13 protein-coding genes are annotated in these 12,825 nt (G+C 69.4%); 9 read left to right on the top strand and 4 right to left on the bottom strand.

What is annotated here, in order from left to right; genetic code table 11:
• Nucleotides 1–2 precede the first annotated feature (2 nt).
• The 4 genes from D9T14_RS01560 to D9T14_RS01545 are packed head-to-tail and all read left to right on the top strand — an operon-like array spanning nt 3 to nt 3,538.
• The gene (locus D9T14_RS01560; RefSeq protein ID WP_119160991.1) at nt 3–1,244 is read left to right on the top strand and encodes an ABC transporter permease; all 1,242 of its coding nucleotides are present in this window, start codon (nt 3–5) and stop codon (nt 1,242–1,244) included.
• Between the two features lie 8 nt (nt 1,245–1,252).
• Nucleotides 1,253–2,008 carry an ABC transporter ATP-binding protein gene (locus D9T14_RS01555; RefSeq protein ID WP_119160992.1) on the top strand — a complete coding sequence of 252 codons (756 nt, stop codon included), beginning with the start codon at nt 1,253–1,255 and terminating at the stop codon, nt 2,006–2,008.
• A complete protein-coding gene (locus D9T14_RS01550; protein WP_119160993.1) occupies nt 2,005–2,541 on the top strand; it encodes an FMN-binding protein in 537 nt (178 codons plus the stop codon). The genes D9T14_RS01555 and D9T14_RS01550 overlap by 4 nt, the downstream gene beginning before the upstream one ends.
• 46 nt (nt 2,542–2,587) lie before the next feature.
• A complete protein-coding gene (locus D9T14_RS01545) occupies nt 2,588–3,538 on the top strand; it encodes an FAD:protein FMN transferase (protein WP_119160994.1) in 951 nt (316 codons plus the stop codon).
• 26 nt (nt 3,539–3,564) lie between these two features.
• On the opposite strand, the gene D9T14_RS01540 is transcribed toward D9T14_RS01545, so the two are convergent.
• From D9T14_RS01540 to D9T14_RS01525, 4 genes are all read right to left on the bottom strand, one after another.
• The gene (locus tag D9T14_RS01540; RefSeq protein ID WP_119160995.1) at nt 3,565–4,182 is read right to left on the bottom strand and encodes a response regulator transcription factor; all 618 of its coding nucleotides are present in this window, start codon (nt 4,180–4,182) and stop codon (nt 3,565–3,567) included.
• Nucleotides 4,179–5,327: a sensor histidine kinase gene (locus D9T14_RS01535; RefSeq protein ID WP_119161137.1), complete on the bottom strand. Its 1,149-nt coding sequence runs from the start codon at nt 5,325–5,327 to the stop codon at nt 4,179–4,181. The genes D9T14_RS01540 and D9T14_RS01535 overlap by 4 nt, the downstream gene beginning before the upstream one ends.
• Nucleotides 5,328–5,332: 5 nt before the next feature.
• On the bottom strand, nt 5,333–6,127 hold the full coding sequence (locus D9T14_RS01530) for an ABC transporter (RefSeq protein ID WP_119160996.1): 795 nt from the start codon (nt 6,125–6,127) through the stop codon (nt 5,333–5,335).
• Nucleotides 6,128–6,219: 92 nt separating this feature from the next.
• A complete protein-coding gene (locus D9T14_RS01525; protein WP_119160997.1) occupies nt 6,220–7,158 on the bottom strand; it encodes an ABC transporter ATP-binding protein in 939 nt (312 codons plus the stop codon).
• A 364-nt stretch (nt 7,159–7,522) separates the two neighbouring features.
• Here D9T14_RS01525 and rpsL point away from each other — a divergent pair, with 364 nt between their 5' ends.
• From rpsL to D9T14_RS01500, 5 genes are all read left to right on the top strand, one after another.
• Nucleotides 7,523–7,894 (top strand): 30S ribosomal protein S12, encoded by a 372-nt coding sequence (gene rpsL, locus D9T14_RS01520; RefSeq protein WP_119160998.1) that lies wholly within the window; start codon nt 7,523–7,525, stop codon nt 7,892–7,894.
• Nucleotides 7,894–8,364: a 30S ribosomal protein S7 gene (rpsG, locus tag D9T14_RS01515; RefSeq protein WP_119160999.1), complete on the top strand. Its 471-nt coding sequence runs from the start codon at nt 7,894–7,896 to the stop codon at nt 8,362–8,364. Before rpsL ends, rpsG begins: the two co-directional genes overlap by 1 nt.
• Before the next feature lie 92 nt (nt 8,365–8,456).
• A complete protein-coding gene (gene fusA, locus D9T14_RS01510; protein WP_119161000.1) occupies nt 8,457–10,559 on the top strand; it encodes an elongation factor G in 2,103 nt (700 codons plus the stop codon).
• 251 nt (nt 10,560–10,810) lie between these two features.
• On the top strand, nt 10,811–12,001 hold the full coding sequence (gene tuf / locus D9T14_RS01505) for an elongation factor Tu (RefSeq protein WP_119161001.1): 1,191 nt from the start codon (nt 10,811–10,813) through the stop codon (nt 11,999–12,001).
• Nucleotides 12,002–12,193: 192 nt separating this feature from the next.
• Nucleotides 12,194–12,823 carry a vitamin K epoxide reductase family protein gene (locus D9T14_RS01500; RefSeq protein WP_232012317.1) on the top strand — a complete coding sequence of 210 codons (630 nt, stop codon included), beginning with the start codon at nt 12,194–12,196 and terminating at the stop codon, nt 12,821–12,823.
• Nucleotides 12,824–12,825 lie beyond the last annotated feature (2 nt).

The following is a 12,825-nucleotide window of genomic DNA, read 5'->3' as shown; positions in this document are numbered from 1 at the left end:
CGATGAACCCCAAGCGCAGACTGTTCATCCGCATGGTGATGTCGTCGATCCTGCGGCGGCACTCCCGCGTCGTCGTCGCGATGCTGGCCGTCGCGGTGGGCGCCACCACGCTGTCGGCCCTGGCCACGATCTCGGTCGACGTGCCGCGCCAGATGGCCCGCGAGATGCGCTCCGCCGGCGCCAACATGCTGCTGACGCCGGCCGGTGACGCGAACAGCTTCGACGTCTCGGTCGTCGAGGAGATCACCGGCGAGATCGGCTCCGACGAGCTCGTCGGAGCGGTCGGCATCGACTACGAGGCGGTCCTCGTCAACGACCTGCCGTACGTGGCGGCCGGCGCCGACCTCGATGCCGCCCGCCGGCTGAACCCGTACTGGTACGTGGACGGCGCATGGCCCTCCGGCGCCGGCCAGGTGCTCATCGGCCGGGACATCGCCGAGGCCGTCGACGCGCAGGCCGGTGACACGATCACCCTGTCGATGCTCGCCGAGGACGACTCCGGCGACGGTGAGGGCGACGCCTCGACCCCGGCCGCGGCGGCGACAAACGAGAACGGCAAGGAGATCTCGAACCAGGACGTGAGCCGGGCCGGGGCCACGACGAGCGCCGAGACCACGGTGACGGTCTCGGGCGTCCTGGAGACCGGTGGCAACGAGGACGGTTTCGTCTACCTGGCCATGGACGAGCTGACCGAGCTGACCGGCGAGCCCCCGGTCTTCACCGTCGCCGAGTTCTCGATCTCGGGCGAGGGCGACGCCCTGCAGACGCTGGCCGACCGGATCAGCGCCCGCCATCCCGAGGTGAGTGCCGCCCCGGTCGCCCGCCTCGCCCAGTCCGACTCCGACGTCCTCGGCATGCTGCGCTCGCTCATGGTGATCATCTCGGTCATCGTCCTCGCCCTCATCATGATCGGCGTCTCAACGACGATGATGGCCGTCGTCACCGAGCGCCGCAACGAGATCGGCCTGCGCAAGGCCCTCGGCGCCGATGACGGATCGATCATCGGGGAGTTCCTCGGCGAGGGCGTCGTCCTCGGCCTGATCGGCGGCCTCATCGGCGCGGCGGCAGGATTCGGCCTGGCCCAGGTGATCTCCCTCAACGTCTTCCACCGCACCGTCGAGGCGCACCTGCTCATCCTCGTCGGCACCGTCGTGGCGGCCGTCCTCGTGTCGACGCTGGCGAGCCTCATCCCGGTGCGCCGAGCCGTCGACGTCGACCCCGCCCTCGTGCTGCGCGGAGAATAGGAACCATCATGACAAACACCACGTCCGATCTGCTGCAGCTCACCGACGTCTCGAAGATCTACGGTGACCTGCACGCCCTCGATCACGTCGACCTCACCGTCCAGCGCGGCGAGTGGGTCTCGATCGTCGGCCCGTCCGGCTCGGGCAAGACGACGATGATGAACATCATCGGGTGCATGGACCGGCCCACCGAGGGCACCGTCATGCTCGACGGCCGGGACATCTCCAAGTTCTCCGGCTTCGACCTCACCCAGGTACGTCGTGAGACGATCGGCCTGATCTTCCAGCAGTTCCACCTCATCCCGCACCTGACGGCCCTCGAGAACGTCATGGTCGCGCAGTACTACCACTCGATGCCCGACGAGACCGAGGCCCTCGCAGCCCTCGCCCGGGTGGGACTGGCCGAGCGGGCCACTCACCTGCCGAGCCAGCTGTCCGGCGGCGAGCAGCAGCGGGTCTGCGTCGCCCGCGCCCTCATCAACTCGCCGAAGATCGTCCTGGCCGACGAACCCACCGGCAACCTGGACGAGAAGAACGAACGCATCGTGCTCGACATCTTCGGTCAACTGCACGCCGAGGGCACCACGCTCATCGTCGTCACCCACGACGCCTGGGTCGCCTCGAAGGGCCAGCGCGAGGTCCGGCTGGACCACGGCAGGATCGTCGAGACGACCAGACACGACCACGACGAGCCCGGCGCCGGGCAGTCCGCCCAGCCGGACGTGGTCATGACCGGCGGCGAGGACCAGGGGGAACAGGCATGAACACCACGCACCGCGGTCTCACCCGTCGGTTCGCCGCCTTCGCCGGGCTCGGCGCGGTCGGCGCCATGATGCTCACCGCCTGCTCCGGCGACGACGAGCTCGTCGACATGGGCATCCCGATGAGCGACGGCACCTACACCGGCCAGTCCAACGAGGACGACCAGGGCTCGGTGGGCACCGTCACCATCACCGTCGAGGGCGGCCGGATCATCGAGGCCTCCTACGAGACGGTCGAGTCCGACGGCACCGTCAAGGACGAGAACTACGGCAAGGACAGCTCGGGGGAGATCGCCAACGCCGAGTACTACCAGCGCGCCCAGGCCGCCGTCGCCTCCTACGAGCAGTACTCGGCCGCCCTCGTCGAGGCCCAGGACCCGACCGCGGTCGACACGATCTCGGGCGCCACCGTGGCGCACAGCCAGTTCCTGCAGGCCGCGCTGCGCGCCGTCTACCAGGCGCAGGGCGTCGAGGACGACGGCCGGGCCGACACGATCAACATGCCCGGCCTGGGGCTGGAGGACGAGGATTACTGATCAGCAGTCCCCGCAGCGCCGCACCGTCCCCGGGGCGGCCGCGCGCATGAGGGCGACGGCCGGGGCGCAGCGCTTCGTCCTGCCCTCGATGGCGACCATCGTCGAGGTCATCGTGGTGACGCCCCGGCTGGACGGGCTCGTGGAGGAGACCGCCGGGCTGCTCGTCCACCACGAGTCGCTGCTGTCGCGCTTCCAGCCGGACTCGGACGTGTCCGCGCTCAACCGCGCCGCAGGCGGCGTCGTCGAGGTGGCCGAGGCGACGTCCGTCGTGCTCGACGCCGCCCTGACGCTCGCCGGACTCAGCGACGGGGCCTTCACACCGTGCATCGGCGCGCTCAGCGAGCTGTGGAACGTCAAGGGCTGGCTGGCCGGGCTCGCCGCCGGGCGGCCCGTGCAGCCGCCGGGCCAGGACGTGCTCGACGCGGCGCGGCGGCGCTGCGCGCCCGGGCTGCTCGAGAAGGTGGATGAACGCGCCTACCGCCTGCACGGCGGGGCGCGGCTCGACCTGGGGGCCATCGCGAAGGGATTCGTCGCCGACGCCGTCCGCGGGCTCTGCCTCGACCGGGGGGTCGAGGCCGCCCTCGTCTCGGTCGGAGCCTCGTCGATCGCCGCGGCCGGCACCAGGCCGGACGGGCGCCCCTGGCGGGTCGGCGTCAACACCCCGACCGGCGAGGCCATCCTCGGCTCCGTCGAACTGGCGGACGGCGCCGACCTGGCCACCTCGGGGGACCAGCTGCAGCAGCTGCCGGGCCTGGTCGACGGGCAGCTCGTGCACCACGTCGTCGACCCGGCCACCGGCCGGCCGTCCGATGCCGGTGTGCGTCAGGCCACCGCGGTGTGCGCCGACGGCATGCGGGCCGAGGTCGCGGCGACGGCCCTCATGATGCGGTCGGCTGGACGGCTGGCCGGGCTGCTCGACGGCGTCGAGTACCTGACGGTCACCGACGAGGCCGCCCGGCCGAGCCCGGGCCTGCCCTGGCTGCCGGCCGACGGATGAACGCGGTGCCCCGCCGCAGGGGGACGCTACAGCCAGCCGTTCCGCTCCGCGGTCCGGGCCGCCTCGGTGCGGTTGCGGGCATGCGTCTTGGCGATGGCGCCCGACAGGTAGTTGCGCACCGTGCCCTCGCCGAGCGCCAGTTCCCGGGCGATGCCCTGCGCGTCCGCCCCCTCGGCGGCCAGCCGCAGGACGTCCTTCTCGCGCTCGGTCAGCGGGTTCGGCCCCAGCAGTACCGACTCCTGGGCCAGCGTCGGGTCGATGACGCGCAGCCCACGGGCGATCCTGCGGATCGCCTCGGCGAGCTCGGACGGCGGGGTGTCCTTGACGAGGAAGCCGCTCGCGCCGGCCTCGAGGGCCCGCGAGAGATAGCCGGGACGGCCGAAGGTCGTGACGATGAGACTGCGGCAGCTCGGGTACAGCTCGGTGATCGTCGCCACGGCGGCCAGCCCGTCCATGTCCGGCATGTCGATGTCGAGCAGGGCCACGTCGATCGCGTGGGCGCGCACCGCGTCGAGGGCCGCGCTTCCGGTGCCGACCTGGGCGACCACCTCGATGTCGGGTTCGAGCCCGAGCAGCGTGGCGAGCGCCCCGCGGACGAGCCCCTGGTCGTCTGCGATGAGCACCCTGATGGGGGAGGGGTTCACAGCCTCACCTCCAGGAGGGTTCCCGGGCCGGGGCCTGCGCAACTCTCGGGGGCCGGGCTGGTGAGTGTGAGCGTGCCCCCGGCGGCCCGGATCCGTTCGGACAGTCCCCGCAGCCCGTTGCCCAGCTCGCAGCCGGTGGTTCCGGCGCCGTCGTCGGTGACCCGCACCAGGCCCGGGGCGAGTTCGACGCGCACGCTGCGCGCCCCGGCGTGGCGCAGGACGTTCGTCGTCGCCTCGCGCAGGGCCCAGGCGAGCAGCTCCCGCTGAGGGGCGGGCACGGCTTCGGCCCGTCCCGAGAACGCGGCCTCGAGCCCGCCGGCGGCGAAGGCCGTGCGAGAGGCCTCCAGCTGGCCGGCGAGATCCGGTACGCGCAGCCGGGTGACGGTGGCCCGCACGTCCGCCAGGGCCGTACGGGCGAGCCCGACGATCTCACCGAGCTCGTGCTCGGCGGCGTCCGGGTCGCGGCGCACGAGACGCTGGGCGACCTCGGCCTTGAGGGTGAGCACGGTGAGGGAGTGCCCCAGCAGGTCGTGGACGTCACGGCTGATCTCCTCGCGCTCGGCCGCCGCGGCGAGCTCGCGCTCCTTGACCTGGCGGCGTTCCTCGGCATCCACGCCGATGCGCGACAGAGCGACGAGGAACACCGAGAAGCACGGCCCCAGTACGCCGCTCCACCTCGTCTCGGCGTCGTGGATGAACAGCACTGCGCAGATCACGGCACCCGCGTTCAGCAGGGCCACGGCCAGCAGCCCCGTGCCCAGCCGCGTCGTGTAGAGCAGCAGTGCGGTGAAGAAGGGCAGGAAGTAGAACGCCCACCAGCCCAGGCCCGGCAGGGTCAGCGCCACGGGGACGAGCAGAACGGCACTGGCGCGCAGCGGTACCCGCAGCTGCTCGGCCGGCGAGGCGCCCTCCGGCAGCCGATTCCACGCGAAGGCCTCGGACGAGGAGTTCACCATGACGAGATAGACGACGATGAAACCACAGATGCCCACCACCCCGCCCGCCTTGACCGGCCAGGACGCGGCGGAGCCGACGAGCAAGGTCAGCGGGACGAGGAGGAAGATCACCCAGATGCTCGCCATCCAGTCGATCCGGTGCCAGAATCCCGCCCGGTCACCGGCCGGGCTCGCCGCGCGGTCGGTCATCGTGCTCACCTGCGCCGGGTCGTCCGGCGGCGCGCCGCCAGGCACACGAGGGCGAAGAGCAGGGTCCACGCGATCATGTTAGTGAGCGGAACCCACAGCGCCTCGGTGGCGATGTCGCTCATCATGATGACGTCGTCGCCCAGGATGGGACGGGTGCCCAGGGCCCCCACGCCGTAGATGGGGGTGAAGCGGCTCAGGGCGAACAGTGTGCCGTCGAGCGGCATGAACAGATTGCCGAGGAAACCGAACAGCGCGATCGAGGTCCCCGCGAGGCCGACGGCTCCCTGGGCCGGGAACCACAGCCCCACGGCCAGCCCGTAGCAGCCGAAGAGCAGGGCCGTCGGCGCCAGTGCGAGCAGAAAACTCGCGGCCCACACCCAGACGGCGTCCATCTCGGCGCCGGTGAACAGTCCGGCGATGAAGATGACGGTGACCGGCACCGCCGAGACGATGACGGCGCCGAGCAGCTTGACGAGGACGTAGCCGCGGGTGCCGACCGGGGTGAGGGCCATCTGCCGTCCCCAGCCGCCGGCCAGTTCCACCGCGGCGCCGGCCGCCGTGCAGGTCGCCGCGACCGCGACGGAGAAGACCGCCATGTTGACCATCGTCGAGGCCGCCACATTGCCGCGTCCGACGTCGATGTCGGAGTAGTCCTGCATGGCGCCCCAGAACAGGTACATGCCCAGCGGCAGGACGATGGTGAAGAGGATCATATCGGCCCGCTTGAGGATGGTCAGCGCGTCGATGCGCGTATAGGTGCGCAGCCCGGGCCGTCTGCTGGTCGTGGTGAGTGTCGTCATGGTCGGTGTGTCCTTCGTGAGTTCTTCGCGCGGGGCCGTCGCCTCGCAGCACTGGTCTGCCTGCGCCGTGGGCCCGCGGCAGTGGGGCGGGTTCAGGCCGACGGTACGGTGTCCTGCTCCTGGTTGACGAGCCCGGTGAAGACCTCGTCGAGGCTGAGCGCGGTGATGCCCAGGTGCTCTGCCGGGGTCCGGGTGAGTAGGAGCCGGGCCACGTCGTCGGCGGCGGCGGTGCGCAGCTCCACGTGCTCGCCGTGGACGCTCACCGTGAGCAGGGAGTCGGCCGCGGGGGCGAGCGCCTCGCGCAGCTCGGTCTCGCCGCTCAGCCCCGGCCAGCGCGCGGTGACGGTGGTGCCCTCGCCGAGCGCGCGCACCTCGTCCACGGAGCCGTCGGCGACGAGCCGGCCGCGGTCGATGATGACGATGCGGTCGGCGAAATCGGCCGCCTCGTTCAGATAATGGGTCGCGAACAGGATCGCCCGGCCCTGCGCCGTCGCCTCGCGCATGGTCTCCCAGAAGGCGGCGCGGGCCGTGACGTCCATGCCTGTGGTGGGCTCGTCGAGGACGAGCAGCTCGGGCTGGGGCAGCAGGGCCAGCGCGAGGCGGATGCGCTGGATCTCCCCGCCGGAGCACTTGCCGATCCTGCGGCGCAGCAGCCCCGACAGCCTGGTCTGGGCGATGATGGCCTCGACGTCGGGGGCCCTCCGCTGCAGGGAGGCGACCACGTCGAGGGTCTGTCGCACGGTGAACTCGGGCAGCAGGCCTCCGGATTGCAGCATGGCGCCGACCCGGCCGCCCTGTACGGCCTGGGTGGGCGTGCCGCCCAGCACCGAGACGGTGCCGGCGTCGGCCTGTGAGAGGCCGAGGAGGACCTCGAGCGTGGTGGACTTGCCGGCACCGTTCGGGCCGAGGAAGGCGACCACCTCGCCCCTGGCGACCGAGAGGTCGAGCCGGTCCACCGCGACGAGCGGGCCGAAGGACTTGGTCAGGCCGCTGATCCTCACGGCCGGTTCGGGTGCGGTTGTGCTGTTCATGGCTCCATGCTTTCGCCTCAGGCCGCCGGGTGGCAGTACGATCTGTCACCGGCTTCGTGTGACAGATCTCACATGGGCCCGGCCGCGGTCCGCTGCCACTGCCCGGCGGGGGAGCCGTGGCACATTGTTGCCAACCCGGGGTGTGCCGCGTAGACTTGTGACTTGGTTCGGTTTGCCCGGATGAAGCACATAACCTCACGGCCTGGCTCCTGAACGTTGCGAGGCGGCCCGGCGGTCCCAGGATGTGTGCGGCAACGACCCATCGTCCTTCGAACGCGCATCGGTTGCTGGGTGCGGCGGTCGGGTTGCTGGGGGAGTTGCGCCATCAGGAGAATCCCTCTAACAACGAAAGAGATACCAGCAGGTGCCCACAATTCAGCAGCTGGTCCGAAAGGGCCGCACCGACAAGGTCAGCAAGGCCAAGACGCCGGCGCTCAAGGGATCGCCCCAGCGCCGCGGCGTGTGCACGCGCGTCTACACGACGACCCCGAAGAAGCCGAACTCGGCGCTGCGCAAGGTCGCCCGCGTCCGTCTCAGCTCCGGTGTCGAGGTCACCGCCTACATCCCCGGCATCGGACACAACCTGCAGGAGCACTCGATGGTGCTCGTGCGCGGCGGCCGCGTCAAGGATCTGCCCGGCGTTCGTTACAAGATCATCCGTGGCGCCCTCGACACCCAGGGTGTCAAGGGCCGCAAGCAGGCCCGCAGCCGCTACGGCGCGAAGAAGGAGAAGTAATGCCTCGCAAGGGACCCGCGCCCAAGCGCCCTGTCATCATCGACCCGGTCTACAGCTCCCCGCTGGTCTCCCAGCTCGTGAGCAAGATCCTGCTCGACGGCAAGAAGACCACTGCGCAGCGCATCGTCTACACCGCCCTCGAGGGCACCCGTGAGAAGACCGGCGTCGACCCGGTGCAGACCCTCAAGAAGGCTCTTGACAACGTCAAGCCCTCGGTCGAGGTCCGTTCCCGTCGCGTCGGCGGCGCCACCTACCAGGTGCCCGTCGAGGTCAAGCCCTCACGCTCGAACACGCTGGCCATGCGCTGGCTCGTGAGCTTCGCCCGCGCGCGCCGCGAGAAGACCATGGCCGAGCGCCTCATGAACGAGATCCTGGATGCCAGCAATGGCCTGGGCGCCTCGGTCAAGAGGCGTGAGGACACCCACCGCATGGCGGAGGCCAACCGGGCCTTCGCCCATTACCGCTGGTAATCGCTGTCAAGGCCCCGCTCGCCGTGGCGGGGGCACCGCCCTGCTCTGGGGCAGATCGTTCAACCAAGACCAAGAAATAGAGGTTTGATCCAGTGGCCCTGGACCTGCAGACGAACCTGGCCAAGGTGCGCAACATCGGCATCATGGCCCACATTGACGCCGGTAAGACCACCACGACCGAGCGCATCCTGTACTACACCGGCGTGAACCACAAGATCGGTGAGGTGCACGACGGTGCGGCCACCATGGACTGGATGGAGCAGGAACAGGAGCGCGGTATCACGATCACGTCGGCCGCCACGACCTGTTTCTGGAACGACTACCAGATCAACATCATCGACACCCCCGGCCACGTCGACTTCACCGTCGAGGTGGAGCGCGCCCTGCGCGTCCTCGACGGCGCCGTCGCGGTGTTCGACGGTGTCGCCGGCGTCGAGCCCCAGTCGATGACCGTGTGGCGTCAGGCCAGCAAGTACAACGTCCCGCGCATCTGCTACGTCAACAAGCTCGACCGCACCGGCGCCTCCTTCGACTGGTGCATCAAGACCATCCGGGAGCGCCTCAACGCGATCCCGGTGCTGCTGCAGCTGCCGATCGGCGCCGAGGCCGACTTCATCGGCGTCGTCGACCTGGTCGAGATGCACGCCAAGACCTGGCGCGGCGAGACCGAGCTCGGTGCCCACTACGAGGTCGAGGAGATCCCGGCCGACATGGCCGAGGCCGCCGAGGCCGCCCGCGCCGAGATGGTCGAGACGGTCGCCGAGAACGACGAGCAGTTCATGGAGATGTACCTCGGCGGCGAGGACTGGACCAGGGAGGACCTCAAGGCCGCCATCCGCCGCGGCGTCCTGGCCGGCGCCTTCACCGGCGTCGTGTGCGGCACCTCCTTCAAGAACAAGGGTGTCCAGCCCCTGCTCGACGCGATCGTCGACTACCTGCCGAGCCCGATCGACGTGCCCGCCATCCGCGGCTTCAAGCCCGGTGACGAGTCCGTCGAGATCGACCGCCATCCCAGCAAGGACGAGCCGCTGAGCGCCCTGGCGTTCAAGATCGCGGCCGATCCCCACCTGGGCAAGCTGACCTTCGTCCGCGTGTACTCCGGCGTCCTCAAGACCGGCTCGCAGGTGCTCAACTCGACCAAGGGCAAGAAGGAGCGCATCGGCAAGATCTACCAGATGCACGCCAACAAGCGCCAAGAGGTCGAGGAGATGCCCGCCGGCATGATCTGCGCCGTCATGGGTCTGAAGGACACCGGCACCGGCGACACCCTCTGCGATGCCGGCAGCCCGGTCGTGCTCGAGTCCATGACCTTCCCGGCCCCCGTCATCGAGCAGGCCATCGAGCCGAAGTCGAAGGCGGACCAGGAGAAGCTGTCGGTCGCCATCCAGCGGCTCGCCGAGGAGGACCCGACCTTCCAGGTCCACACCGACGAGGAGACCGGCCAGACGATCATCGCCGGCATGGGTGAGCTCCATCTCGACATCCTCATCGACCGCATGAAGCGCGAGTTCCGCGTGGAGGCCAACATCGGCCAGCCGCAGGTCGCCTACCGCGAGACCCTGCGCCGCCCGGTCAAGAACGTGGACTACACCCACAAGAAGCAGTCCGGTGGTTCGGGCCAGTACGGCAAGGTCATCATCGACCTGGAGCCCACCGAGCCCGGCAGCGGCTACGAGTTCGTCAACGCAGTCACCGGCGGCCGCGTCCCCAAGGAGTACATCCCCGCCGTCGACGCGGGCATCCAGGAGGCCATGCAGTTCGGCGTCCTCGCCGGCTACCCGGTCGAGGACATCAAGGTCACCCTGACCGACGGCGCCTACCACGACGTCGACTCCTCGGAGCTGGCCTTCAAGATCGCCGGCTCGATGGTCTTCAAGGAGGCCGCGCGTCGCGCCGACCCGGCCCTCCTCGAACCGATGATGGCCGTCGAGGTCACCACGCCCGAGGACTTCCTCGGCACCGTGATCGGCGACATCAACGGCCGTCGCGGCCACATCCGCGAGATGGTCGAGGAGCATGGCAACAAGGTCGTCCGCGCACTCGTCCCGCTGTCGGAGATGTTCGGCTACGTGGGCGATCTGCGGTCCAAGACCTCGGGCCAGGCCTCCTACACCATGGAGTTCGACTCCTACGGCGAGGTGCCGAAGTCGATCGCCGACGAGATCGTCGCGAAGGCCCGCGGCATCGCCGAGTGAACCGGCTGGGCAGGCCCGCCCGCCGCCGACGCGGCGGGCGGACCCCGGTCCCTTCCCATGGCGTTTGACTATGCAGCGGGGAAGGACCAAAATTGCAAAAGTTCGTGGGCACCTGCCCATGCGTTATCGGGCCCGGTATGTCACCGGCCGGTACCGGGAACTGACACAATCAGGACTGCGGGAGAACCCCCGCAGTAGTCAACACGGGCGTCCCGCAAGCCAGCGTGACGCGACATCATGAAGGAGCCCCAGTGGCAAAGGCCCATTTCGAGCGCACGAAGCCGCACTGCAACATTGGCACGATCGGTCACATCGACCATGGCAAGACCACCCTGACTGCGGCGATCACCAAGGTCCTCTCGAAGAAGTACCCCGAATGGAACTCGTTCGAGGCCTTCGAACAGATCGACAAGGCCCCTGAGGAGCGCCAGCGCGGCATCACGATCTCGATCGCCCACGTCGAGTACCAGACCGAGAAGCGTCACTACGCACACGTCGACTGCCCCGGCCACGCCGACTACGTCAAGAACATGATCACCGGCGCCGCCCAGATGGATGGTGCGATCCTCGTCGTCGCCGCCACCGACGGCCCGATGCCGCAGACCCACGAGCACGTCCTGCTCGCCCGCCAGGTCGGCGTGCCCGCCATCGTCGTGGCCCTCAACAAGTGCGACATGGTCGATGACGACGAGCTCATCGAGCTCGTCGAGATGGAGACCCGCGAGCTGCTCACCAGCCAGGAGTTCGACGGCGACGACTGCCCCGTCGTCCGCGTTTCCGCTTACCAGGCCCTTCAGGGCGATGAGAAGTGGGAAGAGTCCATCATGGAGCTCATGAACGCCGTCGACGAGTACGTGCCGCAGCCCGCCCGCGACACCGACAAGCCGTTCCTCATGCCCGTCGAGGACGTCTTCACCATCACCGGTCGCGGTACCGTCGTCACCGGTCGTGTCGAGTCCGGCATCATCAAGACCGGCGAGCAGGTCGAGATCGTCGGCCTCGCCGAGACCCAGACCACCACGGTCACCGGCGTCGAGATGTTCCGCAAGATCCTCGACGAGGGCCAGGCCGGTGACAACGTCGGTCTGCTCCTGCGCGGCACCAAGAAGGAGGACGTGGAGCGCGGCATGGTCGTGACCAAGCCCGGCAGCACCACCCCGCACACCGACTTCGAGGGCAACGTCTACGTCCTGACGAAGGAGGAGGGCGGCCGCCACAAGCCGTTCTTCACCAACTACAGCCCCCAGTTCTACTTCCGTACCACGGACGTGACGGGCACCGTGACCCTTCCCGAGGGCGTCGAGATGTGCATGCCCGGTGACAACACCGACATGATCGTGCACCTGCAGAAGCCGATCGCCATGGAGGTCGGCCTGAAGTTCGCCATCCGCGAGGGCGGCCACACCGTCGGCGCCGGTCGCGTGACCAAGATCGACAAGTGAGCTGATTTCCGTATCAGGCATCAAGGGCCCGCTCCCCGTCGGGGGAGCGGGCCCTTCGCCGTCCCGGTGGGCCGGTGCAGTGGGGGCGGGGCACTGCCGGCACGCCGCCGACCGGGCCCTGGCGGGTATGCTCGACGAGGCGCCCGTTCGGCGTCCATTCCCGAAGCCAAGCAGATGCACGAGGAGTCCAGCGTGACAGCAGACCTCGAGTCCGGAACGGTCGAACTCGACCCCGATCTGACTGGTCCGGCCCCTCAGCGATGGCGGGCCCGCACCGCGACGGAGATGATCGTCTCCGGCCTGCTGGGGCTGTTCGTCTCGTTCAAGCTGTCGATCGAGGCCTGGGAGCTGGCCGGCGACCCCGGTCTCGAGCTGGCCTGCGACATCAACGAGCGCATCAGCTGCGTCACCGTCGCCCAGACCTGGCAGGCCACCCTGCTCGGCTTCCCCAATGCCTTCCTCGGCATCCTGTTCGAGGGCATCGTGCTGGCCATCTCGGTGGCCACCGTCGCCGGCGTGCGGTTCCCGCGCTGGTACATGCGCTGTGCTGAGGCGCTCTACACCGTGGCGCTGCTCTTCGCCCTGTGGCTGTTCACCCAGTCCTACTTCGTCATCCACGCGCTGTGCCCGTGGTGCCTGCTCATCACGGTCACGACGACGCTGGTGTGGGCGGGCCTGACCCGCATGAACGTACGCGACCACGTGCTGCCGAGCAGCGCGCGCATGCGCTGGTTCGTCGCCAGCGGCAACGACTGGATCATCACCATCGCCGTCCTGCTCGTGCTGGCTGGCATGGTCCTCGTCCGCTACATCCTCGTCTGAAC

It is taken from the genome of Propionibacterium australiense (assembly GCF_003666605.1).
Lineage (GTDB): Bacteria > Actinomycetota > Actinomycetes > Propionibacteriales > Propionibacteriaceae > Propionibacterium > Propionibacterium australiense.
This window is presented reverse-complemented; position numbering and strand designations above follow the sequence as displayed.

Coding starts and splice junctions, on each gene's coding strand:
- rpsG (WP_119160999.1), top strand. CDS start 7,894: ATGCCTCGCAAGGGACCCGCGCCCAAGCGCCCTGTCATCATCGACCCG.
- D9T14_RS01525 (WP_119160997.1), bottom strand. CDS start 7,158: ATGAACAGCACAACCGCACCCGAACCGGCCGTGAGGATCAGCGGCCTG.
- D9T14_RS01560 (WP_119160991.1), top strand. CDS start 3: ATGAACCCCAAGCGCAGACTGTTCATCCGCATGGTGATGTCGTCGATC.
- D9T14_RS01545 (WP_119160994.1), top strand. CDS start 2,588: ATGAGGGCGACGGCCGGGGCGCAGCGCTTCGTCCTGCCCTCGATGGCG.
- D9T14_RS01555 (WP_119160992.1), top strand. CDS start 1,253: ATGACAAACACCACGTCCGATCTGCTGCAGCTCACCGACGTCTCGAAG.
- D9T14_RS01535 (WP_119161137.1), bottom strand. CDS start 5,327: ATGACCGACCGCGCGGCGAGCCCGGCCGGTGACCGGGCGGGATTCTGG.
- D9T14_RS01550 (WP_119160993.1), top strand. CDS start 2,005: ATGAACACCACGCACCGCGGTCTCACCCGTCGGTTCGCCGCCTTCGCC.
- D9T14_RS01530 (WP_119160996.1), bottom strand. CDS start 6,127: ATGACGACACTCACCACGACCAGCAGACGGCCCGGGCTGCGCACCTAT.